This window comes from Glutamicibacter sp. NPDC088483 (assembly GCF_044753145.1).
Taxonomy (GTDB): domain Bacteria; phylum Actinomycetota; class Actinomycetes; order Actinomycetales; family Micrococcaceae; genus Glutamicibacter.
This window is the reverse complement of sequence record NZ_JBIVMP010000007.1, coordinates 189,086-210,488: the sequence shown is the minus strand read 5'-3', so window position 1 is coordinate 210,488 and position 21,403 is coordinate 189,086. Positions and strand designations below refer to the sequence as shown.

Below are 21,403 nucleotides of genomic sequence, written 5' to 3'. Positions count from 1 at the left end.
TACCTACGCCCCCGCGCCCAGCTTCCTGCCGGAAACTTGAACCAGGGCACTTGCACCAAAGAGCATTGCCGCGATCCACAGCAACGGGGGAATGGGAGTACCGGGGCTGAGCACCAAGAAGAAAATTGGCGAGAACGTGGCAGCTGCCCGAAGGAAAGTCGCTGTTTCCAGGAAAAGATACGTGGCCACGGCCGAGTCGCTGGTGGCTCCCCCGAGTAATGCATCCCAGTCCCGTTCTTCCCTGCTGGCGTGGGCACTGCTTGCCGCAGCACACCCCAACGCGGCGACCAGGCCTGCGGCGGTCCAAAGCCAAATGCGATCCAGCTGGATCATGCCCAGCATTCCCAGCCCGCCGGTCAAGAACAGCAAGGCGGTGGCTGAAAATAGCATCGCATACAGCGTTGCTGCCCGCATCAGGCGCTGTTCCGAAATCCCTAGCAGCTGGGTGAGCTGCCGTTCGGAAACAAGCGGTGCAATGGTCGCGGAAATGCTCAAGGTAAGAACCAGGCAGAGCACCAGGTAAAAGGCCGCTGCGCTCAGCGGGTTGGCAATTCGCTGAACCGTGGCGGCCAACGCGAAAGCCAGGAGCAGGAACCCGGCCACCGAATGCCAACGGCCTCCCCTCAGCAAACGGAGGCAGAGAATGCGCCACGCCACCGGCAACTTGGCGGTGAGCTTGCCACCGCGTGCGCGCCTGCGGCTAATAGCGGATGTCGCCGGAGCCGAGAGGCCTCGCGAGTCGCCCTGCATCAAAGCCCCCACGGCGAATTGCTGGTGCTCTCCGGCAAAACGCAACGCCTGGCCCGGAATCTGGTCAAAATGGCGAAACGCACCGTACGTACTCGCGCCGCTAAGTACCAGGACAACGAGCAAGGCGAGCACCCAGGCAGCCGGCTTCAAGGTGGCCGCAGCCATAGCGCCAACCAGGCTTTGGGCCCAAGGAATCTGGAACATCATGAGCATCCACAGCACGGCCAAGGCGATGAGCAGCCCGAGGCCCACCCAGTCGCAGATCCGTCGCGCAGCTATTTGCTGGTTCTTCCCCTGGATCGCCGTGGCCGCGTTGGCAAGCCCGACACCGGCCACTGCGAAGCAGGCGAGCCCAAGGACTGCAACGGGTACCGGGAGCGATCCGGCCAGCCCCAGCATCACGATCAGCCACAACGCACCGGCAAAGCTGCTCGCGAAAAGACCGATGAGCACCGCATTTCGCCACGTCGGCTGGCGGATAGCCCGGAGCTTGACCGGCAGCGGCAGCCACCAGTCGGCCTTGGCCGCACTGAGCCCGCAAGGCCCCAGGTAGAGCATGAGCCGAAAGGTTGCCAAGCCGGCCAAGGCCAATAGCACGAAAGAGAGGTCCTGCAAGCGCCAGACGGCGCTAGGCAGCACTTGGTACGCTACGCCCTCGCCCAAGAGCACAAACAGCATGCCAAAGAGTGCGCTGAAGAGGTAAGCCAACGCCACCAGCGCGGCCAGCACCCAGACATAGGCATCGGAAAAGCTGTCGAATTTCTCGGAGAAATTCCGCCGCTTCTTGGCTCGATTGACCAGTTCTCTAGGATTGAAATCAACGGCATGGGTTGCAACCCGGCTAGCGCTCAAGCCACTGCGCCCCGGCCTGCGGATCAAGCAGTTCACCCTCGTCTTCATCCAGAAGCAGCACTTGGTCCACGCAGCTTCGCAGCATCAGCGGATCATGGGTCACCGCTAGCAAAGTTGTTCCCCTGCCGCGTACCCCGGCAAGCCGCTGGTACAGCTTCTGCCTGATACGCAGGTCCAGGCGTTGTTCCGGTTCGTCAAGAATCAGCAGTTCTGCCGGACGGATCAAGGCCGCGGCGAGCAGCAGCTTACGGCGTTGGCCAGAAGACAGCTCGCCGGGAAGGTGATCGGCAGCAGCAGTGATTTCGAAGAAGTCGAGTTCTGCCTGGACTAACTGGGCCCAATCATCCAGTCCGTGTCCACGAGCGACCATTTCCAGATGTTCGCGCACCGTGAGTTCTTCGAAGAAGGCGCCGTCGGTGACCTGCACTGCGACGGTACGGCGAAAATGCTCCGAGCTTTCATTCACGGGAAGACTTTGGAACTCGACGGTGCCTTCCACCGGAATGAGATGTCCCAGGATCGTGCGGATCAGTGTTGATTTTCCGCTGCCATTGGCACCGATAATTCCTAAGCCAGCACCGGGAGCCAGCTGCAGGTTGATCGGCCCGCAGATCACGCGATTGGGATAGCCAATGGTCAAGTCGCGTGCTTCTAGCTGAACTTCAGCGCTTTGACCTGTCTGCATGCCATCGATTCTAGTGTCCGGATACAGCTGTGGGCATCGCCCTCACGGATGATGCCCACAGGATCACTAGCTTGCGATGGCCGCTTGGCTGTAGCCAGGTTCGCGCTTCTTGAACCATTTGATGACCATCGAGGTCACCGGAACAAACAGGACCTCCACGGCGGTCTTGTAGATGAAGCCCACCACCACGTAGTTGATGAATGTCGGCGCATCGGCGATGCCGATAACTGGCGCTGCAATGGCACAGAAGATCAGGGTATCCAGGAACTCCCCAACACCGCTGGAGCCGATCAAGCGGAGAATCAGCCCACGCTCGCCGGTGCGTTCCTTGAGCTTGACCAGCACCCATGAGTTGGCCAGCTGCCCCACCAGGAAGCCGCAAGCGGAGGCGACGACGATCTGCCAGATCGGGCCAAGGGTGCGCTCAAATGCGTCTTGCCCGTCGTAGAACTCGGCTGATGGCAATTGGATCATGACCCAGAAGCAGAACACTGCGAAGAACGCCAAGGCGAAAGTCACCAGGATTGAACGGCGAGCCGCCTTCAATCCGTAGACTTCCGCAATGACGTCGCCCAGAATGTAGGCCAGCGGGAAGAGGAAGAAGCCGCCATCGGTGATCAGCGGACCGAAGCTGACACCTTTGGAGGCGCCGATATTCGAAAGAATCACGACCGCGCCCATCAAGGTGAGCACCGTGGAGAAGTAGGGAGAACCCGAAGAAGCGAAAACCGCGTTCTTGGTTCGAATCAGATTGTTGCTGGCGTTGGAATCGCCCATGAATTTTTTCCTTGTCAAAGTGGTTCGCCAGAACATCGCTAAAGGGCACGGCCCTGCCCACGAATCAAAAGGGTGAAGGTTCCATGCCTGCGCGCTGTCCCGCTGTATTAGCACTTACGCAACAAGTATCCCATGCATAACTGCGGCCACGTTCTCACCTGTTGAAGACCAACCATGTTTCAGAAATCAAAGAATTCCAAAATTCATATCTCACTTGAATGTCTTCGAACTATAAATTCGAGGAAACAAATAGTGCAGTGATCGTCCTCCCGTACATCAGCATGAAAATTTTCCTTTTTTGAACGCGTTCAAATAATTGGTAGAATCGGATCCACCCACTTCCATCCAAAGGCTCCATGACAACGCAACCACGCACCGAAAAAGGCCAGCAGACCCAAGCCAAACTCTTGGCAACTGCCTTGGAGTGCTTTGCCACGGACGGATATAAAGCCTCGAGCATGCGTGCCATTGCTTCGAACGCAGGGGTTTCCCTGTCGCATGCGTACTACTACTTCAAGTCCAAAGAGGAGATCGTTGCCCAGCTCCTGCTGAACCTGCGCAGGGAGCAATATGATCTTTGCGCGGGGATGCTCGCAGAGGGAAATACCCTCGAAGCCAACATCCGCGCAGTACTCGACACGGGCGTCGAAGCGTTGGCTCCCTATCACGATTTCGGGCCTGCGTTCCTGCGTCTGATGCTCGCGCGCGATATGGGCAACGACGAGATTTCCAGCATTGAATTGGAGATATGGGAGAAGGTCGTTTCCGGATCCCGCCCGTTGCCCCCATTGGGCATACGACGCGATCTGCCGAAGTTCTTACTGCTGGTTTCCCGCCAGATCTTCTCGGCGTGGGCTTTCGACCAGTCGCCGCAGCAGCGCCGATCCAGACTTCTGATGAAGAACATGGCACCGGTTGCCGCCAAGTTCGCGGTGCTCTGCCGCTTGCCTGTGGTGCGCTCGCTCTTTGAAGATGTGCTGGCACTGATGGATCCAGGGCCAGCAGGGATTGCCGAGGTGTCCATGGCAGATCCTTCACCGCTGAGACGGCCGAAAGCCTCCTGAAAAGCCGCGGATTGCGCGCGTCGGCAAACACCCTGACACAGAGTTCCGTATCACCGCGTCTTAAGGCGTAAAGTCAAACATGCCGATAGGTGATCCCTAGCGAACCAAAGGAGAACGCAGCACTATGAGCGCAATGGCACGAGCACTGCCAAGCTGGACCCACGACTACGCCACGCTGCGTGATCGCATTGCTTCCTTCCCGAACCAGCACGAGATTCGTTCGGTGAATCAAGACGGCGAAGACGTGGAAATCCTCCGCTACTGGCCTGATGCTTCCTGGTCCGCGCCAAAGGACGCGCAGCGCTTGATCCTCTTGGGCACTCCCAACGACAGCACCGCTGCAGAACTCGCCACTTCGGGTTGGCAGCAAAGCACGACCATGCATCTGCTGGCCGGCAAGCCCGACGACGTCGAGCAGGTGGTCAAGCTCGCCGATACGTCCGGGCTTTTCGAGGCTCCAATGGATAACTATGACGTCGTTGAGGTGACTGACTTCGACCGTCCGGTCGCCCGAGGACGCATGCGCTACGGCGAAAACTACGGCCTGCTTACCGACCCGGACCTTTTCTCCCCCGCTGATCCCGATGCGGCTCGCCGCGCGGTACTGGCTAACTTTGCAGGCGCAGCTTTCGGCCACGGGCTGCCCTGGCTGCTGCTGGTAGCCACCGCAGAACACGCCCAGCAGCTTCCCGAAGGCTGGTCCAAAGCGACCACGCTCAGCTTCTGGCAGCACAGCTAATCCCATTCCCTACCCGCACTACCCGCAATTGAGACTATGACTAATACAAACACTGCCTCTCCAGCCATGACCCTGACCATCGCTGGTTCCGAAGCCACTGGCGGCGCAGGCGCCCAGGCCGATTTGAAGACCTTCCAGGAACTGGGAACCTTCGGCATCGTGGCTTTGACCTGCATCGTCTCCTTCGATCCCAAGGACTCCTGGAACCACCGCTTCGTTCCCGTTGACCAGCAGGTAATTGCCGATCAGCTCGAAGCCATCCAGGCCTGCTACGAGGACAAGCTCAGCACGGTCAAGCTGGGCATGATGGGCTCGCCAGCAACGATCAACACCGTTGCCACCGCGTTGAATTCCCAGCAGTGGGACAACGTACTGCTGGACCCGGTGCTGATTTGCAAGGGCCAGGAACCAGGCCACGCACTGGACACCGACGAAGCCCTCAAGGCTGCCTTGCTGCCCTTGGCTACGTTCGTCACCCCGAACCACTTCGAGGCTGAACAGCTCTCGGGAATCAAGATCACCACCGAAGATGATCTGATCGAAGCCGCCAAGAAGATCCACGAGGTCTCCGGCGCGGCGGTCCTGGCCAAGGGTGGAGTCCGCATCGCTGGCGAAGACGCCGTGGACGTTTTCTACGATGGCACGACCCTCGAGGTCTTGCGCGAGAAGAAGATCGGCGAAGTTGCGGTCTCCGGCGCGGGCTGCTCGCTGGCCGCAGCCGTAACTGCAGAGCTGGCCAAGGGCGCTACCCCGCTGGAGGCAGCCCGCACAGCCAAGGCGTTTGTCACCGAAGGCATCCGCAACCGCGTTTCTGGCAACACCCCGTTTGACGCACTCTGGCAGGGCGGCCGCCGCTAGGCCCTGGCTGCTGGAGTGTTTGCTGGCCACTGCCGTTCACGGCGGTGGCCAGCAAACTGCTTTAACCGTGATCCCAGTCATTGGCCTAAGCCAACCGCACTTGTTATGGTTATTCCGGAAGTGCTCAGAATCAATGCGTGGAGAACCACAGGAAGGAGCGGTCGGCTATGCAAGCCACTTTGACGCTCTGCCCGTTCGTCTGCGTATCGAACGGGGTTGGCAACACATTTTCCGCTTAAGGCTTCTGCCTTAGGCAATGTTCCAGTGCCCCCAATTTTTCGTTCCCTTGCAGACCTCAATACCTTGACGATTCGTGATTCCGCGCGCCCATGAAGCGCGTGCGGACTATTTGAGGATTTCCCATGCAGCCATTGACCGAAAAAACCATCCGTTCTTCCTTCATCAACGCCAGCCGCCAAGAAGCGAAGAAATTGACCCTTCCCGAAAACTTTGCCTCCCTCGAGTGGGATTCGCTGGAGTACCTGGGTTGGCGCGACCCGAAAATGATGCAGCGCGGCTACCTGCTCCACACCGACGAAGCGGGGCAGACCCGCGGCATCCTCTTGCGCCCCACCGACGGTGGCCGCAAGCCGACCAACGCCACGATGTGCGAGATGTGCCGCGATGTGAACATCCCTTGCGCGGTAGGCATGTGGACGACCAAGCGCGCTGGCCAGGCTGGACGTGACGGCAATACCTTGGGGACATTGATCTGCCTGAACTTCGAGTGCTCCCGCAATGTGCGGATCCCGCCTCCGAAGAATCCGATCTACCCGGACCCAATGGTTGTCGTTGCCGAGCGCATCCAGCTGCTCGACGAGCGCGTGCATAGCTTCCTGAACCGCCTCTAGGCAACCGCAGCCTTCAAGCCGATTCCGGCGCCGCCCGCCCAGCAAGTAGTGAACTGATGAGTAACAAAGCGTCCAAATTTTCTCAAAAATGGACGGGCCCATCAGGCCGTGCTGGGCGGGTTTGTCGCAGTGGTTCGCGGATTTTATTGTGAAATTCCCAAGCCAGCACAATATCCAGCCAAAGGTTACTATTCAATAACCCCTTGATATATGAGCTACGTCACCTAAGATTCCAGCTATGGGTATACGCACTAGCGGACGTTTACCCCGGACGATCATCAAGGCTCGCACCGCTTTTATGTCGCCCGCCCATGACGGGAGCAGCACCGCTATCCAGCCCAGCTAGGAGAATCATGGTCACTCGCCGCACGCAGAGAGTGCCGCGCCTGATTTTGGGATCAGCCACTGCGCTTGCACTGGCTGTTACCTTGTCAGGACCGGCAAGCGCAGCAGGAATCCCCCAACCAGGCGACGGCGAAAATGCCGCGTCCCTGCCAATCACCAGTTCATCAGCGCTGTCCAACCTGAAAGTCTCTGGACCTCTTGCCAAATCAACTGGTGAAGTGTCTGTTTTCGTTCAGTTCCAGGGTGATGGCGCCTTCGAGACGGTGAAGAAGTCCGGCAAGAAGAAGGACACTGCCAAGGTCAAGAAGATCGGCAAGGAGGTCAAGGCCAAGGGCAAGCAGCTGGCAGCCGAGGCCAACTCGAAGGTCATCTACACCACGCACAACGCACTGCAGGGTGTCGCACTGACCGGTGATGCCGCTGATCTGCGCAAGCTTGCACAGCGTAGCGACGTTGCCAAGATCAGCTCCATCGTTCCCAAGAAGCCCTCCAACCGCAGCTCGGTCGTTGACACCGGCGCCCTGGAATCGTGGAAGTCCCTGGACAAGACCGGTGACGGCGTCAAGGTGGCTGTACTGGATACCGGCGTGGACTACACCCATGCCAGCTTCGGCGGCCCGGGCACCTTGGAAGGCTACAAGGAAGCCCAGGCCTCCGATGAGCTGCCCGGTGCAGATTCGGGCCTGATCGACACCAACAAGTTCATTGGCGGTTGGGACTTGGTTGGCGATGACTACAACGCCGACTCCGACGATCCCACCTACCAGCCAATTCCGCATCCGGACCCTAACCCGCTTGACTGCCAAGCTGCCGGACACGGCTCCCACGTTGCCGGAACCACCGCAGGCTATGGCGTCAACGCCGATGGCTCGACCTTCACCGGGGACTATTCCTCGCTGGACGCCGACGCGCTGGCGCAGATGAAGGTCGGCCCGGGCTCGGCCCCTGACGCACAGCTCATCGGCATCCGCGTCTTCGGTTGCGGCGGCTCCTCCTCCGTGGTTGGCCAAGCACTGGACTACGTACTTGATCCGAACGGCGACGGCGACTTCTCGGACCGCGCCGACGTGGTCAACATGTCCCTTGGTTCGGATCATTCCCCGGCCAACGACCCTGAAAATGACATTGTCGACGCCCTGAGCGCAGCCGGCATCCTCTCGGTTGTCGCTTCCGGCAATGCCGGCGATGTCACCGACGTGGGCGGTTCGCCGGGCAACTCGCGTTCCTCGCTGACCGTAGCCAACTCCGTTGGCTCGCACGTCACCCTGGACAAGATCCAGGTCGATGGTCCCGACAATGTCGCCGGTTCGGCCTCGGGCCAGTACTCGGCGAACTTCAACTACACCAATGCTGATCCGGCCGCCTTGTCCGGAGAAGCAGTGATGGCTCCGGCCGATAACGCATTCGGTTGCGACGCATTCGAAGAAGGTTCACTGGAAGGCAAGTGGGTTTGGCTGCAGTGGAGCGAGAACGGCGAGTTCCCTTGCGGTTCCGGCGCCCGCTTCAACAACGCTGAAGCCGCCGGTGCCACCGGTGTCCTCTTGGATGCAGAAAGCAACTTGTTCGATGCAGGCATCGCCGGCAACGCGACCATCCCGGGTGCGCAGTTCACCTTGGACGAGTCGAACAAGCTGCGCCCAGCAGCTGAAGCTGGCACGCTGCAGGTTACCCTGTCCCCCGAATTCGTTGGCGGTTCCTCCAGCGAGTCCGGCGTTGCAGACACGCTGAATTCCTCTTCATCGCGTGGCGTCCACGGTTCCAACGGCGTGGTCAAGCCGGATGTGGCTGCCCCAGGTACCCAGATCGGCTCGGTTGGCGTGGGCACCGGTACCGGCACCGCCGTGATGACCGGTACCTCGATGGCCACTCCATTGGTTGCCGGTATCGCCGCGCTGGTTCTGGAAGACAGCGACTACACCCCATATGAAGCCAAGAGCATCATCATGAACACCGCGGCCACCGACATCAAGGCCGCCAATGGCGAAGCCTACGGTCCGAACCGTGTTGGTTCCGGTCGCGTGATGGCCGATGCAGCACTCCAGAGCCCTGCTTTCGCCTACGATTCCGAGGCAGCGGATCTGACCAGCGTGGTCTTCGGCGTTATCGAGCTGGGAGGCAAGAAGCCGTTCAGCGCGCAGCGCGAAATCACCATTGAGAACACCAGCGGCAAGGCGCAGAGCTACGACGCCAACTACGTGGCCGCTACCGAGATCCCAGGCGCAAGCTTCACCTTGGATCGCAGCAGTGTCACCGTGCCGGCCGGCGGCAGCGCCAAGCTGAACGTCACCCTGAGCGTTGACCCGCAGCAGTGGGCCAAGACCATCGATCCAACCATGGCTACCAGCCAGTCCGGTCTGGCTCGTGCCTGGGTTGCCGATGCCAGCGGTCGCGTCGAGCTGACTGCCAGCAATGCTCCGACCCTGCGCATTCCAGTCCAGGCAGCTCCCAAGCTGGCTGCTGACATGGAGGGCAAGCTCAAGAAGCTGAAGAAGGGCGCGGATACCACCACCCTGAGCCTGAAGGGCAAGGACATCACTGCTGGCGAGGGCGCTACTTCGGTCACCTCCCTGCTCGGCGCCTTCGAACTGGGTGCTTCGAGTGAACGCGGCGACGATTCGCTGGACAGCATCCCGGCAGCCCGTTCCGTGGACCTGCAGCACGTTGGCGCATCGAGCACCGCTGCCCGCACCGGTGTGGCTGACGGCCTGCTGAATGTCGGCATCTCCACCTGGGCCAACTGGGCCCACCTGGCTGGCGGCACCGAGCTGGATGTCGAGATCGATACCAATGGCGACGGCGAAGCCGACTTCGTTACCTTCAACGCCGCATTCGACGAAGTTGACCTTGACCTGGCAGCAACCTTCAACCTCGCCACCGGCGAGCAAGTTGACCTGCAGCCAGTGAACGGCATGCTCGGCGATGTCGATACCAACACCTTCGACACCAATGCAGCGGTCTTCCCGATCTCCCTGTCAGCCCTGGGGCTCGATGAGGATTCGTCGGAGATCTCCTACCGTGTGCTGGGCTACTCCTGGTACAACACCGATGAGAACGGCTCGATGATCCCGGTTGACCAGACCGACTGGATCGACTTCAACGTGGCAGCGCCACAGGTTGATTTCGGTGCAGAAGGCACCTTGTTCACCGATCTGTCCGGGACCCAGATCCCGGTGACCGTTGCAGACAGCACCAAGGCATCGAAGGCACTGTTGCTTCACCTGCACAACGGCAACGATGACCGTGCACAGGTTCTGGAAGTAACTGACGGAAAGAAGAAGGGCAAGAAGTAGGCCTTCCACCTCCCAAGAGCAGGCCCGGGGCACTTCCTAGCGAGTAAGGAAGAGCCCCGGGCCTACACCTTTAAGATCCAGCTGTGCAGCTTATTGCATGCGCAGCTTCTCTTCGAGAACCAGTACTGCGGCTTCTCTTACCTGGGCCGCGAATTTCCCATCGGCCTTGGCCTCGGCTGCCAGGGCCTTCGCCATGGTGATGGCCGGAGCCGATTTTACGCATAGCGGAACAGTTCCGCCGGCGGCCACGAACTTCACTGCGCGCTCGCCCACCGGCAGGTAGCCGACCTGCTTGGCTTCACAGAGATCATCGGAAATCACGATTCCCCCATACCCCATTTGCTCACGCAGCAATCCGGTGATGATCTTCGAAGAGAACGGTGCATCATTCTTTCCATCGAGCCGGGAGTAGCGGGCGTTGGAGACCATGACCCAGGACTTGCCCTGCTCGATAGCCTGCTCGAATGGCTGCAGATCGCTGGAGTCCGCATCGATCTTCGTATCGGTCACTTTGGTACTGGTATCGGTGTTCCCAGCGACCCGGCCCAATCCGGGGAAGTGCTTGACTACCGGTTGCACGCCTTCGGAGCGCAGCGCTTCGTTCACCGTCGAAATGGCCTTGGAGACCCCCGAGGCGTCATGCGCGTATTCGCGGCCAAAGTAGCCGATGGGTGCGTTGCCGGTGCCGATACTGGCCGGAACAACGTCCGCCACCGGAGCCAGATTCACGTTGATGCCGGCTTCAGCCAGTTCTTTCCCGGCGGCGCCCACTTCACGCTCCAGCTTCGATACAGGCCACCCTCCCTGCGTCAACGCAGTCGGCAGTTCGGTGAAACCGGGGCCCTGGAGCACCCGGACAAAGCCCCCTTCCTGATCGGTGGCCACCCAGACCGGCAATTGCCCGGGAATGCCGGACTCCAAGCCCTGGGTAATTTCCTGGACCTGGGCGGCGGTCTGCTTCACCGGCAGTTGCGAACGGCCACGCAGGAAGACATTGGAAATTCCCTGCTTCTTCATCGCAGAAATTTCCGCAGCGGTTGCTCCTGTTGCCGGGACACCGGCCATCACGAGGCTCGCTGCCTGTTCGCTGGCGCTCAGCTCGCCGGCTAGCGCTTCTGCTTGCTGGCGCAGCGAGGGTTCCTGGCTGCGGCTAGGCGATGGGCTTTCTTCTGCCCCGGAGTTGCCGGACGGGCTGGGAGTTGCCTGCTGCGCAGGAGTCCTCGTACTGCTCGGGCTGCTGGAGCTGCCCTCGGACGTGCTCGAAGCTGCTTCTTGGGCATTCGGCGCACTGCAGCTAGCGAGCATCACCGTCATCAGGATTCCGACTGACATGAGCTGCTTGGCACGGGTAGTCATGAGATCATCCTTCCACCGTAAACTGCGAAGTTGCCGAAGAGCCGAGAACCTTTTGCCGTTGGCAGAACGCTAGGCACGCACCACCAGCAGTTCATCCCAGTCGGTGGTGTAGCGCTGCGAAATATGCTCTCGTTTCATTGACCATTCAGGGATTTTAGCCATCCCGGCATGCCCCAGGCCAATGGATTTGGCACCGAATCGAAGGGAGATATCCTGGACTACCGAAGAGACGTTCTCTTGTTCCTCGGCAGCCGGATCGGGACTCTGGCCAAAGAGGTCCAGCTGTGGCTCGCCCGGAGAATCGCTGAGCCCGGAGAGGATCACTCCCCCGCGAACATAGTCCATTCCCGGTTTCATCAGATCCCGCATGGCGGCAATTGCCAGCTTGCTGAGCACGATGGGATCCCGCGTCGGACGCGGCAGGCGCACCTGGGCACTGGGGAATGAGGCTTCTCCCCGGGCGAAGCGGCTGGTGCCCGCGGTGACGGTAAGCAATGAAGCGTACAGGCCTTCGCGCGCCAAGCGGCCGGCAGCCTTCTGCGCATAGATGGACATGACTTCTTCCATCGCTTCATAGGTGCGCACCGGCGTGGAGAAGGAACGGGTGAACATGACCTGGCCGCGATCCGCGCGTTCCTCCACCGGACCAATGCAACGTTGCCCGTTGAGTTCGAAGACCGTGCGCTGCAAGACGACAGAAAACTTCTTGCGGATCGCCAATGGGTCAGCTGCTTGCAGGTCCGCGATGGATTCAATGCCCATGGCTGCCAGCTTGGCACCGGTTTTGCGGCCCACACCCCAGACATCGGTGACTGGAACCCGGTTCAGGATACTGCCCAGGACCTCGGGATCCATGAGCTGCTGGACGCAGACTCCGCCCAGTCCCGGATTGTGCTTGGCAATATGGTTGGACAGCTTCGCCAGGGTCTTGGTGGATGAGACACCCACGCAGACTGGCACCCCAATAGTCTTGTCAATGGCGGCACGGATCTGGGCCGCGGTGCTGCGCACCTGTTCCAGGTTGCCTTCCAGGCCGACGAAAGATTCATCGATGGAATACACCTCGTGCCAGGTCCCGAAGCGTCCGAGCAATTCCATGACACGGGCAGAAATATCCCCGTACAGTTCATAGTTGCTCGACCGCACCGCAAGGTTGTGGGAGTCCATATAGCGTTGGACCTTGAAGAAGGGTTCTCCAGTAGGAATGCCCAGATCCTTGGCTTCCTGGGAACGGGCCACCACGCAGCCGTCATTGTTCGACAGCACCACCACGGGACGATTGCGCAGCGAATAGTCGAAGGCCCGCTCGCAGGAGACGTAGAAATTGTTGACGTCCACCAGGGATACGTGGTCAGCGGACATGATGCAGGCACCTGGTAATGACGCCGAAGACACTGACCTCATCGCCTTCGGCCAGTACCACGGGCAGGGGCGATTCATCGCTGAGCAGCCCAACCTCGTGGCCGTCAATCTGCCAGCGGCGCACCAGCATCTGCCCGTTGAGGTTGACGATGACCACAGAGCCGTGGCGCACGGCCAGCGATCGGTCCACGATCACTTCATCGCCGTCGAAGATGCCAGCTGACCGCATGGCGTGGCCCGAGACGCGCATGATGAAGGTGGAGACACGATCACGGACCAGCAACCGGTTCAGGTCCAGTCCACCGTCAAAATAATCGCGTGCTGGCGAGGGGAAACCCATCGCGGATACCGCTTGGACCGGCCCTTGGGTTGCTCCCGGAGGCATCAGCTCCTGTTCTTCAGCCACACCCCACCACTTTCTAGTACAAATATTCGAATACTTGAATTGTAGCGCGTTATCCAGCAACCTTCATGTTTCCGGCGAGCGCGCTACCCCCGGGACTCCGTAGCAGAGGTCCTCCCATGGACCCTGGCCTGCGCTTTCCAGCTGTACAGCGCGGCGGATACAACGATAACCAGCAGCGTCGCGGCACCGGAGATCACGATGATTGCCCTGGCCGGGCCAATCAGCAATCCCGGGGTGCCGATGAGATAGCCCAATGCGACCATGATGTTGATGAGCATCCGCAGCTGCGCCCAAGCAGCACCATGGCGGGATTCCGGCACGTATTCGTAAATGGCTGTTCGCACTCCAGTATTGTGCAGTCCATTGCCCAGCCCGCCAGCAAGGAACACCAAGGCCAGGCCAGCCGCGTTGGACCAGAGCCCTTCCGTGAGGATCGCGGCGCCCACCAGCCCTCCACCGAGCAGAATCGGCAAGGCGCTTCGGGTACCGAAGCGGCGATTGCCTCCCAGCAGGGAACCGAACACTGCGCCCACGGACCAGGCACCGAGCAATACCGCATATCCAGTGTCGTTATCGGTGATCCCGCGCAGGTAGAACACCCCCGAAACGCCTTCTGCTGCGGTAAACAGCACGATCGCCGCCACCGGCAGCAGCAAGATCCGCAATTGTGGATTGCGCGTCAATGCAGCTCCACCGGGCGATACCGGTCCACCCTGATCCGGCTCGTTCGCTGCGTCTGTTCCTGTCCCGTTGGCGGCTTGCGAGCGGGACAGGAAGATGGCCGCCAGGGCCAGTGCCAGGAATCCTGCCGCCGCGTACCAAAGCACCGCGCCGATCCCCGATTTCGCGAAGACGAGCGAAGCTATCGCCGGCGCGATGATTCCCGCCAGGGACGTCGCTACGACAAGGAAGCTGCTGGCACGAGCAATGCTGAAGCCTCCGCGGATGCGCGGAACGATCTTGAAAATGACCGCTCCGTTAACCACCGCGCAAATACTGGCCACAGGCATCAAGGCGAGGCTCGCGAAGATATTGGAGGCAATGGCCATCACCGCGAAAATCGCCACATGCACGCACAGGTTCAGGATCCACACCCTGAAAAGGCCTGCCCCGTCCACCCAACGCCCTATAGCCGGGGCGGCAAGGATCGGCGGAACCAAGCCGGCGAGGAACAACGCGGTTACGCCCCAGGACCCCAACTGATCCGCGGATTCCAGGGTCAAGGCAAAGACCGCCATGCCCTCGCCGAGCATGGAGAGCAATGCAACCACGCAGAACAGGACACAACGCGCCGAAGACTGCACCTGGCCCCCTTCCTCCGCGCGCATGCCACGCTGGCCTAAAGGTTCTAGTCTATGGGTAGGGGGATTCGCCTCCGAGGACATATCGCGCCAAAGGAGTCTCGTGAAAGTATTACTGGTCAGCTGCGGAGATGTCGCCACCGAGGCAGGACTGCGGCTCCAGCAGGAGGGCCATCGCGTCACCGGCTGGCGGCGCAACAGCCAGAAGCTGCCCGCAGGATTTACCGGCCACAGCGTAGACCTGCTCGATGCCGCCCAGTGGCCAAGCATCGATCCGCAGACCGAAATCGTCGTGCTCACTCCCGTGCCAGCCACCCGCGATGCCGATGGCTACACGCGCGGCTATCTGCGGGTCGCCAAAGAACTGGCTTCACGGCTGGCAGCCCAATGCCCCAATCTTCGCCGGCTTATCTACATCTCCTCCACCGCAGTGATGGGCGGCGCCAACGGAGAACTCGTCGACGAATCAGCACCGCTTGCCCCAGCTAGCCCCACCGCGCAGGTCCTTGCGCACACCGAGGCAGCGCTCGCCGGCAGCGGCCTGCCGGTAACAATCCTGCGGGCGTCGGGAATCTACGGCCCGGGCCGCACCCGGCTCATCGATCACGTCACCGCCGGAACCGCACAGATTCCCGCGGGCTCGCATTGGACCAACCGCATCCACCGCGATGACCTGGCCGCGGCCATCGTTCACGTTGCGGCGCTGGGAGAGCAAGCCGCTGGCCTCTACCTGGCCAGTGACAGCACCCCAGCCCAGCTAGGCGAGGTCTACCAATTTTTGGCCAAGGAACTTCATTTGCCTGCGCCGGAAGAGGCAGGACAAGCCCCGGCACGACGTGCTGCCGACCGCCGGCTCGATAATTCCAAGCTGCTAGCCAGCGGGCTTGAACTGCAGTATCCGGGATTTACCGAAGGCTACCGCGCGATCCTTGCCGGGACATCAACCCGCCATGCCTAAAGCGCGTAAAAGACAGCCTTAAAGGAAAACCGGCTTGCAGCGCATCGCCATGATGCACCGCAAGCCGGTTGTTTTATTTCGTTCCGGGTGTAGACCGAAACGCTTAGAACCCCTTGCGCAAGGGGTTGAAGTGCCGGGCGATGCCTGGAACCTGCTGGCCAGCAATCTGGGCAGCCAGGATCTTGCCAGTCAGCGGTCCCAGCGCAACGCCCCACATGCCGTGGCCGCCGCCAACCGACACGCGCGAGGATCCGGTCTGGCCAATGAGTGGCATGCCGTCCGCGGTGCATGGGCGTCCACCCACCCATTCTTCTTTGCGGTTCTCCCAGTTAATCCCCTGGTAGACCGGGGTCGCAGCGGCAACGATGGCCTCAATGCGCTTCGGCTCCAGCTTGTGGTTGGCGTCGCGGAATTCCATGGTGCCGGCGATGCGGAAGCGATCGCCCAGCGGGGTGCAGGCAACGCGCTGGGTCGGGAAGTAGATCGGGTGCGTTGGCATGTGCTCCGGCTCCACGGTGAACGAGTAGCCGCGGCCTGCCTGAACCACAACGTTCACACCGAACTTGCTGGCCATGTCGGTCATCCAAGCACCGGTAGCCAGCACCACGTGATCCGTGGTGATTGAACGGCCTTCGGAACCGATGACGGTGACCGAGCCGCCATTGTCGCGCACATCGGTGACGTTGAAGGCTCCGATGATGTCGCCGCCGCGGGCGATGACGGATTCGGCCAGTGAATCCATGAACTTCGGCGGGTTGATGTAGCGCTGGTTCTTGATGGCTACGCCCGCAGCGACCTTATTGGACAGGGTCGGCTCGATGCCGCGCAACTCGTCGCCGGTGAGCAATTCGTAATCAACTTCGCCGCCGGTCTTCTCGATCATCTCGAATTCATGCAGCAGCGCATCGCGGTCGCTGAGCGAGGTGAATCCGGTCAAGAATGGATTTGCCGGCTTGGTCGGCTCCTGCACGCCCGGCCCTGCCGAAGTCGCCTGCGCGATTTCGTCGAAGGCATCCAAACCGGTTGCGCCGATTTCCGAGTAGACCCGCATGGCTTCTTCCCACTTCTTCGGGGTCGAGTGCCAGGCAAAACCGATCAGGAAGCGGAGCAACTTGGCATCGGCCTTCAGCGGAATGTACAGCGGGGATGCCGGGTCGAGCATCATCTTCAGGCCGTTCTTGAAAATTGCAGGCTCCGCGATGGGCAGGGTCAGAGCCGGGGTCAACCAGCCGGCGTTACCCCAAGAGGAACCGGACGCGACGCCGCCGCGATCCACGACGGTAACCTTAATGCCAGCTTCCTGCAGGTACCAAGCGGTCGACAGGCCAACAAAGCCAGCGCCTACAACAACGACATGATCTGGCACGCCTACTCCAGCCATGATCCACTCTCCTAGCATTTCGACGGCCTCTCCACACGAGCCCGCATGTCTTCACTGTCGCGCGATCCCCAGGGAAAATCAACGCGTCCTGACGATTCGACGGTGAGCGCCACCACACCGGCAGGAGGTTCGTGTTTCTTGCGGTAAATGATTGCCTATTCCGAACTTTCAACAAGTACTTCCTCCCGTACGGGCACTTTCCCCAGAGGCTGCATCACTATCGCCCATCGGGAACTTCGCCTCCAGCGCGTCCTGCGTAGACTGGAGAGAAGCGAATTACCAATCCCGCCGATCAGCCATTTCTAAGGAACTGCACCACACTCATGGCCTCACGTAAACCAGCCAAGAAGAAGCCTGCCCAGGGTCATCCAGCCCGCCGTTCCGGCGCCAGCAGCGTGCCTTTTGAATCCGAAGTGCGCCAAGCTCTTCAGCCATTCAAGTCCTCGCTCTTCCGCCACTTCCACGAAGAGGGCCAGGCAGCCAGCGAGACCCGCGCAGCGCTCGAAGGGCTCACTACCCTGCTGACCGTGCATGCCCAGTTGCGCCAGAGCGTTGACGTCAAAACCCTGGATCCGACGATTCTGGGTGAACAGCTGGGCCACTTGACGTCGCTGGGCAAGGAAGTTTCGGAAGCCAGCGCTGCGATCCTCAAGCATTACCTGACTTTCCTGGGCACGACCGCTAATTTCGGCGGAAGCGTGGATGACTTCAAGCAGACTTTCGAATTCCTCTCCCGCATGGCTGGCGATTCACCCATCGTGGCACCCTATCTCGAAGATGATGAGGCCAACGGCAGCCTCGAAGCGATGCCCTTCGTTTTTGCGGCTCGCGAGTTGATCAACTGGGTTGGCGAAGGCAAGCCGACCACCCCAGCTGGCGTACTCACCGGCGATACGCTGCAGGATGCGGCCAGCGCGCTGGGCCTGTTCGTCAAGGTCGATGAATCCGCCGGCGTTCCAGAGGATGCCCAGTGGGAGCCGGAAGACGGCACTGCCGTTTCTTCGCTAGCCGACATTCCACGCCTATCGGCATACTGGGACGCCCTGATCGGCACGGCCATGCTGCGCTACCAGGAACCGAACGCAACCCCAACCGAGTCGCTCAGCGATGCGCTGCTGGCATCCAGCGGACAAGGCGCCCGCTTGGTCAAGGAGCTGATTGCAGAGGTTCTCTACTCGCACATCCTGATCAACACCTTGGAGCAGCCGGGCAAGGCGCAGATCGCCGAGATGGTGGCCGGCGTGTTGAGCAATGCCGCATCATCGACACCGCCACGTGCCGAGTTCGCGTTGCAAGTTCCGACCGAAGATGACCTTCCCGCCGAGCAGCATCACCTGATTGCCAGCCTTGAGGAGGTTGTCCCCCAGGTCGAGTCCCTGCTGCGCGTCTTTGAACGCGAAGGCCTTGTCGAGATTAATGACGAGATCACGATTCCTGTGGTCTTGCGCTCTTCACTGGAACGAGCGCTGGCCAAGGTTTCTGATCATGTTTTGAAAGACACCCAAGAGGCAGAGGCTTCCGAGGCTTAACCACCAGCAACGGCAAAGGGTGCGAGAACTAATTCGAGTTCTCGCACCCTTTGCCGTTGATTCATCGACTAGCCGATGCGCGTGGCCAGCTCGGCGTCGTGCCACGGCAGGCGATCGAACCATGGGCCCCGCTTGGTTCGCCGGCCTTCACGGCCAAAGAATCTGCGGTTGCTTCTGCGTTGATCGCAGCATCTGCCGTCTTGCTATCAAAGCCGCCCTTAGGCTCCACGGCCAGGCCTTATTGTTGCCAAACAACCGTATCTGTCTGGGTACTCATGCGCTCTCGCTTCCCAGACAGGAAATGCTCTCCATAGGCGCAACACCCCGCCACGCAGGCCCATTCCGACCTGAGGTGTGAGGCAGAACGCAGAAACACGGGCTGGGTTTAAGTTATAAAAGGTACGTTGCATTACTGACAGACAACGGCGTGCGATGGGGGCACAGCGCCGATGAAAGATCAGTCCGTTTACGCAATGCAACGTACCTTTTAATCACCCTCGGATCCTTAGTGATGCCACTCGCAAAACACCACCAAGTACCTTCCCGGTGATCGGTCTTCACCGATACATGTCTAACTTATCGCGTCCTGCGAAAATCCGAAATCATACTTTAGTAGGAGGGTAGGGGTCAGAACGGGATGCTTGCGCGCAGTGCCCAAACACCGTTTTCGGAACTGGTTGCAAACTTTCCACCAAATGCACGCATCCTGTCACCCATGCCAATCAGGCCTGTCCCGCCTTCGGGCAACCCACTCGCCTTCTTGTCGAAATTCCCCATCTGATTAGTAATTTCCAGGATGCCCTCTGCCCCTTGGACCGTGAGTTCGAAGGTGCACTTCCCGCCCAAGGCACCGTGCTTTATCACATTTGTTGTACCTTCTTGCATGACCCGATAAATCGCAGTCTGTGCAGAACGGGGTAATTCGGAAATTTTCTCGTCAGTGGTGGAGCTCACCTCGAAATTTGCCTCTTTTAGCCTCTGAACGAAAAGTTCTGCACCCTGAAGCGCGTAAACAGTAGTAGCGGCCGGCTTATCAATGCCCTGGGACGAGGGATCTGCCATGGTCCCATCAGCCCTCAGGACATTGAGCATCAGGCGTAAATCGTGCAAAGTCTCAGTACTCAGTTTGGCGATGACATCCAGAGCTTCGAGGGCCTTCTGACCATCGTTTGCGAACTTCGCGGCCTTCGACTGCATGGCCACGACCGTGATGTCATGCGCGACAATATCGTGCAGATCCCGGGCAATGTTCTTTCGCTCCCGGTCGACAGCAAGACGAGTCTGCTCTTTGACCGTATGCATTTGCCGAAGAGCGAGCTCGTTCTTCTCGCGCAGCAAGTAAATATTCCTCGTTAAGAAGAACGCCATCGCCGTCAACGGGGCAATCCCGACAAGCAGAACCGCGTCTTGCCCGGACTGGATGCCGAACTGCACCATCCACGCTGCGGACAAGGTTAGGAATAAGGCCCTAACGCTCATGGCACTGGCCGTAGCTGCCAGCGCCGAAAAAATCATGAATGAAACGACAGTCCAGAAGAACAAGGCGCCGTCCGTGAGGAAGAAATAGGCAACTGCCACAAACAATCCGACGGATACGGCAACCCAGCGAAGACCAAGCGCAAGAATTGCGCACAGTCCTACGCCGAGCAACGCGCCTCGAACCGAAATATCCGACGAACCACTAAATCCGTCTTCCAGCAGAGTCACGAACTCACTACTGGAAACCGCGATCAGAACCGCAATACCAGTCCAAACAATGACACCCCGACCAGCGAAGAGCTTGGTCAGGGTGTCCTTTAGTCGTCCAGTCATATGCCGAATAATTCCCGGCTCAGATGATCAAGTCAAATAAACCGCGTTATGGGCAGGCGACGCCGTAGCGTTTGCAGAACCACTCCGAGAAGGCTGAGCCAAAGCCAGCAGGAGTAGCAACGTTGCCACTGCTGGAGACTGGAGAGCTCGCGGCAGATGCAGGAGCTGCCACGGCGGTCAATGGTGCCAGAACTAATGCTGCTACGGCCAGCATTTTCAAACCCTTCATAACAAACTCCACATCAGATCAACTTATATACTTTCAGGTGAACAGGCCAACATGAGGCCACCCGCATCGAATCAGAGGAATCAGATGGAACAAATAAAGGTCCTTATTGTCGATGATGAACCTCTAATTCGGCATGCGTTGGGCACAATCCTAGCAACAGACCCCGGAATTGTAACGGTTAATTCTGTTGAAAATGGACAGGCCGCCGTCGAGTATTGCAGCGGCAATCAAGTGGACGTTGTGCTCATGGATTTGCAGATGCCGATAATGGACGGGGTTAGCGCTACTAAAGCAATCAAATCTGCCGAAGACAGCCCCTCCGTGCTTGCCATTACCGCCTTTTCTTCTGACGACTACCTGGTTCCGGTACTGACCGCTGGGGCCAGCGGATACTTGGTAAAAGACTCTGAACCAGATGAAATTATTCATGCGATCCATGCCGTTCACCAAGGAACTGCAGCCATTTCCCCGTCGGTTTCTTCTGATCTAGTTTCTGCGGTTCGCGAAGCTTACCGGGATAATTCCCAAGACATTCAAGAACTGGCCTATGACTTGGGAATTACCAATCGGGAATTCGAGATTCTAAAACTGCTCGCACGCGGGCTAAACAATACCGAGATTTCAAGAACTCTGACTATTTCCGAAACTACGGTTAAAACCCATATGGCGAAGATTTTCGTTAAGCTGAATGTTCGCGATCGGGTCCAGGCTCTGGTTGCGGCCGCGCGTATGGGCCTTATCGAAATCCCCAAAGACTAGCGCCTGCTTTCCAGCTATTAGTGTGAAGTCAACCTCTTTGACACCTTGCCCGGCTGGTTCGGGAATATCTGCGCGCCATATGCGTTGAACATGAGCATA

At 59.6% G+C, this 21,403-nt stretch carries 17 protein-coding genes; 8 read left to right on the top strand and 9 right to left on the bottom strand.

What is annotated here, in order from left to right:
- Nucleotides 1-3 precede the first annotated feature (3 nt).
- The 3 genes from ACIP6G_RS15715 to ACIP6G_RS15705 all read right to left on the bottom strand — a co-directional run bounded on the left by ACIP6G_RS15715 (nt 4) and on the right by ACIP6G_RS15705 (nt 3,064).
- Complete coding sequence (locus ACIP6G_RS15715; protein WP_400291205.1) at nt 4-1,602, bottom strand: hypothetical protein; 1,599 nt, start codon at nt 1,600-1,602, stop codon at nt 4-6.
- Complete coding sequence (locus tag ACIP6G_RS15710; protein WP_332594863.1) at nt 1,592-2,287, bottom strand: ATP-binding cassette domain-containing protein; 696 nt, start codon at nt 2,285-2,287, stop codon at nt 1,592-1,594. The genes ACIP6G_RS15715 and ACIP6G_RS15710 overlap by 11 nt, the downstream gene beginning before the upstream one ends.
- Before the next feature lie 66 nt (nt 2,288-2,353).
- The gene (locus ACIP6G_RS15705) at nt 2,354-3,064 is read right to left on the bottom strand and encodes a queuosine precursor transporter (protein WP_365943047.1); all 711 of its coding nucleotides are present in this window, start codon (nt 3,062-3,064) and stop codon (nt 2,354-2,356) included.
- 356 nt (nt 3,065-3,420) lie between these two features.
- Here ACIP6G_RS15705 and ACIP6G_RS15700 point away from each other — a divergent pair, with 356 nt between their 5' ends.
- The 5 genes from ACIP6G_RS15700 to ACIP6G_RS15680 all read left to right on the top strand — a co-directional run bounded on the left by ACIP6G_RS15700 (nt 3,421) and on the right by ACIP6G_RS15680 (nt 10,211).
- Nucleotides 3,421-4,128, top strand: a complete 708-nt coding sequence (locus tag ACIP6G_RS15700; protein ID WP_365943046.1) for a TetR/AcrR family transcriptional regulator — start codon at nt 3,421-3,423, stop codon at nt 4,126-4,128.
- 124 nt (nt 4,129-4,252) lie between these two features.
- Nucleotides 4,253-4,867 carry a hypothetical protein gene (locus ACIP6G_RS15695; protein ID WP_365943045.1) on the top strand — a complete coding sequence of 205 codons (615 nt, stop codon included), beginning with the start codon at nt 4,253-4,255 and terminating at the stop codon, nt 4,865-4,867.
- Between the two features lie 36 nt (nt 4,868-4,903).
- On the top strand, nt 4,904-5,725 hold the full coding sequence (locus tag ACIP6G_RS15690; protein ID WP_332487402.1) for a hydroxymethylpyrimidine/phosphomethylpyrimidine kinase: 822 nt from the start codon (nt 4,904-4,906) through the stop codon (nt 5,723-5,725).
- A 362-nt stretch (nt 5,726-6,087) separates the two neighbouring features.
- Nucleotides 6,088-6,576: an FBP domain-containing protein gene (locus tag ACIP6G_RS15685; protein ID WP_105658599.1), complete on the top strand. Its 489-nt coding sequence runs from the start codon at nt 6,088-6,090 to the stop codon at nt 6,574-6,576.
- A gap of 563 nt (nt 6,577-7,139) precedes the next feature.
- Nucleotides 7,140-10,211: a S8 family serine peptidase gene (locus ACIP6G_RS15680; RefSeq protein WP_332594864.1), complete on the top strand. Its 3,072-nt coding sequence runs from the start codon at nt 7,140-7,142 to the stop codon at nt 10,209-10,211.
- A 90-nt stretch (nt 10,212-10,301) separates the two neighbouring features.
- Here ACIP6G_RS15680 and ACIP6G_RS15675 read toward each other — a convergent pair whose 3' ends face one another.
- From ACIP6G_RS15675 to ACIP6G_RS15660, 4 genes are all read right to left on the bottom strand, one after another.
- Entirely contained in the window at nt 10,302-11,567 is a 1,266-nt protein-coding gene (locus ACIP6G_RS15675; protein ID WP_365943042.1) for a glycoside hydrolase family 3 N-terminal domain-containing protein, read from the bottom strand.
- 69 nt (nt 11,568-11,636) lie between these two features.
- Complete coding sequence (locus tag ACIP6G_RS15670) at nt 11,637-12,929, bottom strand: Y-family DNA polymerase (protein WP_105658602.1); 1,293 nt, start codon at nt 12,927-12,929, stop codon at nt 11,637-11,639.
- On the bottom strand, nt 12,919-13,335 hold the full coding sequence (locus tag ACIP6G_RS15665; protein ID WP_105658603.1) for a LexA family transcriptional regulator: 417 nt from the start codon (nt 13,333-13,335) through the stop codon (nt 12,919-12,921). The genes ACIP6G_RS15670 and ACIP6G_RS15665 overlap by 11 nt, the downstream gene beginning before the upstream one ends.
- Nucleotides 13,336-13,418: 83 nt before the next feature.
- Entirely contained in the window at nt 13,419-14,663 is a 1,245-nt protein-coding gene (locus ACIP6G_RS15660; RefSeq protein WP_365943041.1) for a hypothetical protein, read from the bottom strand.
- Nucleotides 14,664-14,739: 76 nt separating this feature from the next.
- Between ACIP6G_RS15660 and ACIP6G_RS15655 the strand changes: the two genes are divergently transcribed.
- Complete coding sequence (locus ACIP6G_RS15655; RefSeq protein ID WP_365943040.1) at nt 14,740-15,594, top strand: NAD-dependent epimerase/dehydratase family protein; 855 nt, start codon at nt 14,740-14,742, stop codon at nt 15,592-15,594.
- Nucleotides 15,595-15,697: 103 nt separating this feature from the next.
- On the opposite strand, the gene ACIP6G_RS15650 is transcribed toward ACIP6G_RS15655, so the two are convergent.
- Nucleotides 15,698-16,975, bottom strand: a complete 1,278-nt coding sequence (locus ACIP6G_RS15650) for an FAD-dependent oxidoreductase (RefSeq protein WP_365943039.1) — start codon at nt 16,973-16,975, stop codon at nt 15,698-15,700.
- A gap of 323 nt (nt 16,976-17,298) precedes the next feature.
- Between ACIP6G_RS15650 and ACIP6G_RS15645 the strand changes: the two genes are divergently transcribed.
- Nucleotides 17,299-18,504, top strand: a complete 1,206-nt coding sequence (locus tag ACIP6G_RS15645) for a hypothetical protein (RefSeq protein WP_365943038.1) — start codon at nt 17,299-17,301, stop codon at nt 18,502-18,504.
- Between the two features lie 627 nt (nt 18,505-19,131).
- Here ACIP6G_RS15645 and ACIP6G_RS15640 read toward each other — a convergent pair.
- Nucleotides 19,132-20,316, bottom strand: a complete 1,185-nt coding sequence (locus tag ACIP6G_RS15640) for a histidine kinase (RefSeq protein ID WP_365943037.1) — start codon at nt 20,314-20,316, stop codon at nt 19,132-19,134.
- A 313-nt stretch (nt 20,317-20,629) separates the two neighbouring features.
- Here ACIP6G_RS15640 and ACIP6G_RS15635 point away from each other — a divergent pair, with 313 nt between their 5' ends.
- Nucleotides 20,630-21,304: a response regulator transcription factor gene (locus ACIP6G_RS15635; protein WP_105658609.1), complete on the top strand. Its 675-nt coding sequence runs from the start codon at nt 20,630-20,632 to the stop codon at nt 21,302-21,304.
- Nucleotides 21,305-21,403: the final 99 nt, after the last annotated feature.

Excerpts from the sequence above, each read along its gene's own strand:
- ACIP6G_RS15650 (WP_365943039.1), bottom strand. The coding sequence starts at position 16,975 with ATGGCTGGAGTAGGCGTGCCAGATCATGTCGTTGTTGTAGGCGCTGGC.
- ACIP6G_RS15705 (WP_365943047.1), bottom strand. The coding sequence starts at position 3,064 with ATGGGCGATTCCAACGCCAGCAACAATCTGATTCGAACCAAGAACGCG.
- ACIP6G_RS15640 (WP_365943037.1), bottom strand. The coding sequence starts at position 20,316 with ATGACTGGACGACTAAAGGACACCCTGACCAAGCTCTTCGCTGGTCGG.
- ACIP6G_RS15670 (WP_105658602.1), bottom strand. The coding sequence starts at position 12,929 with ATGTCCGCTGACCACGTATCCCTGGTGGACGTCAACAATTTCTACGTC.
- ACIP6G_RS15675 (WP_365943042.1), bottom strand. The coding sequence starts at position 11,567 with ATGACTACCCGTGCCAAGCAGCTCATGTCAGTCGGAATCCTGATGACG.
- ACIP6G_RS15645 (WP_365943038.1), top strand. The coding sequence starts at position 17,299 with ATGGCCTCACGTAAACCAGCCAAGAAGAAGCCTGCCCAGGGTCATCCA.
- ACIP6G_RS15690 (WP_332487402.1), top strand. The coding sequence starts at position 4,904 with ATGACTAATACAAACACTGCCTCTCCAGCCATGACCCTGACCATCGCT.
- ACIP6G_RS15635 (WP_105658609.1), top strand. The coding sequence starts at position 20,630 with ATGGAACAAATAAAGGTCCTTATTGTCGATGATGAACCTCTAATTCGG.
- ACIP6G_RS15695 (WP_365943045.1), top strand. The coding sequence starts at position 4,253 with ATGAGCGCAATGGCACGAGCACTGCCAAGCTGGACCCACGACTACGCC.
- ACIP6G_RS15685 (WP_105658599.1), top strand. The coding sequence starts at position 6,088 with ATGCAGCCATTGACCGAAAAAACCATCCGTTCTTCCTTCATCAACGCC.
- ACIP6G_RS15660 (WP_365943041.1), bottom strand. The coding sequence starts at position 14,663 with ATGCGCGCGGAGGAAGGGGGCCAGGTGCAGTCTTCGGCGCGTTGTGTC.
- ACIP6G_RS15700 (WP_365943046.1), top strand. The coding sequence starts at position 3,421 with ATGACAACGCAACCACGCACCGAAAAAGGCCAGCAGACCCAAGCCAAA.
- ACIP6G_RS15710 (WP_332594863.1), bottom strand. The coding sequence starts at position 2,287 with ATGCAGACAGGTCAAAGCGCTGAAGTTCAGCTAGAAGCACGCGACTTG.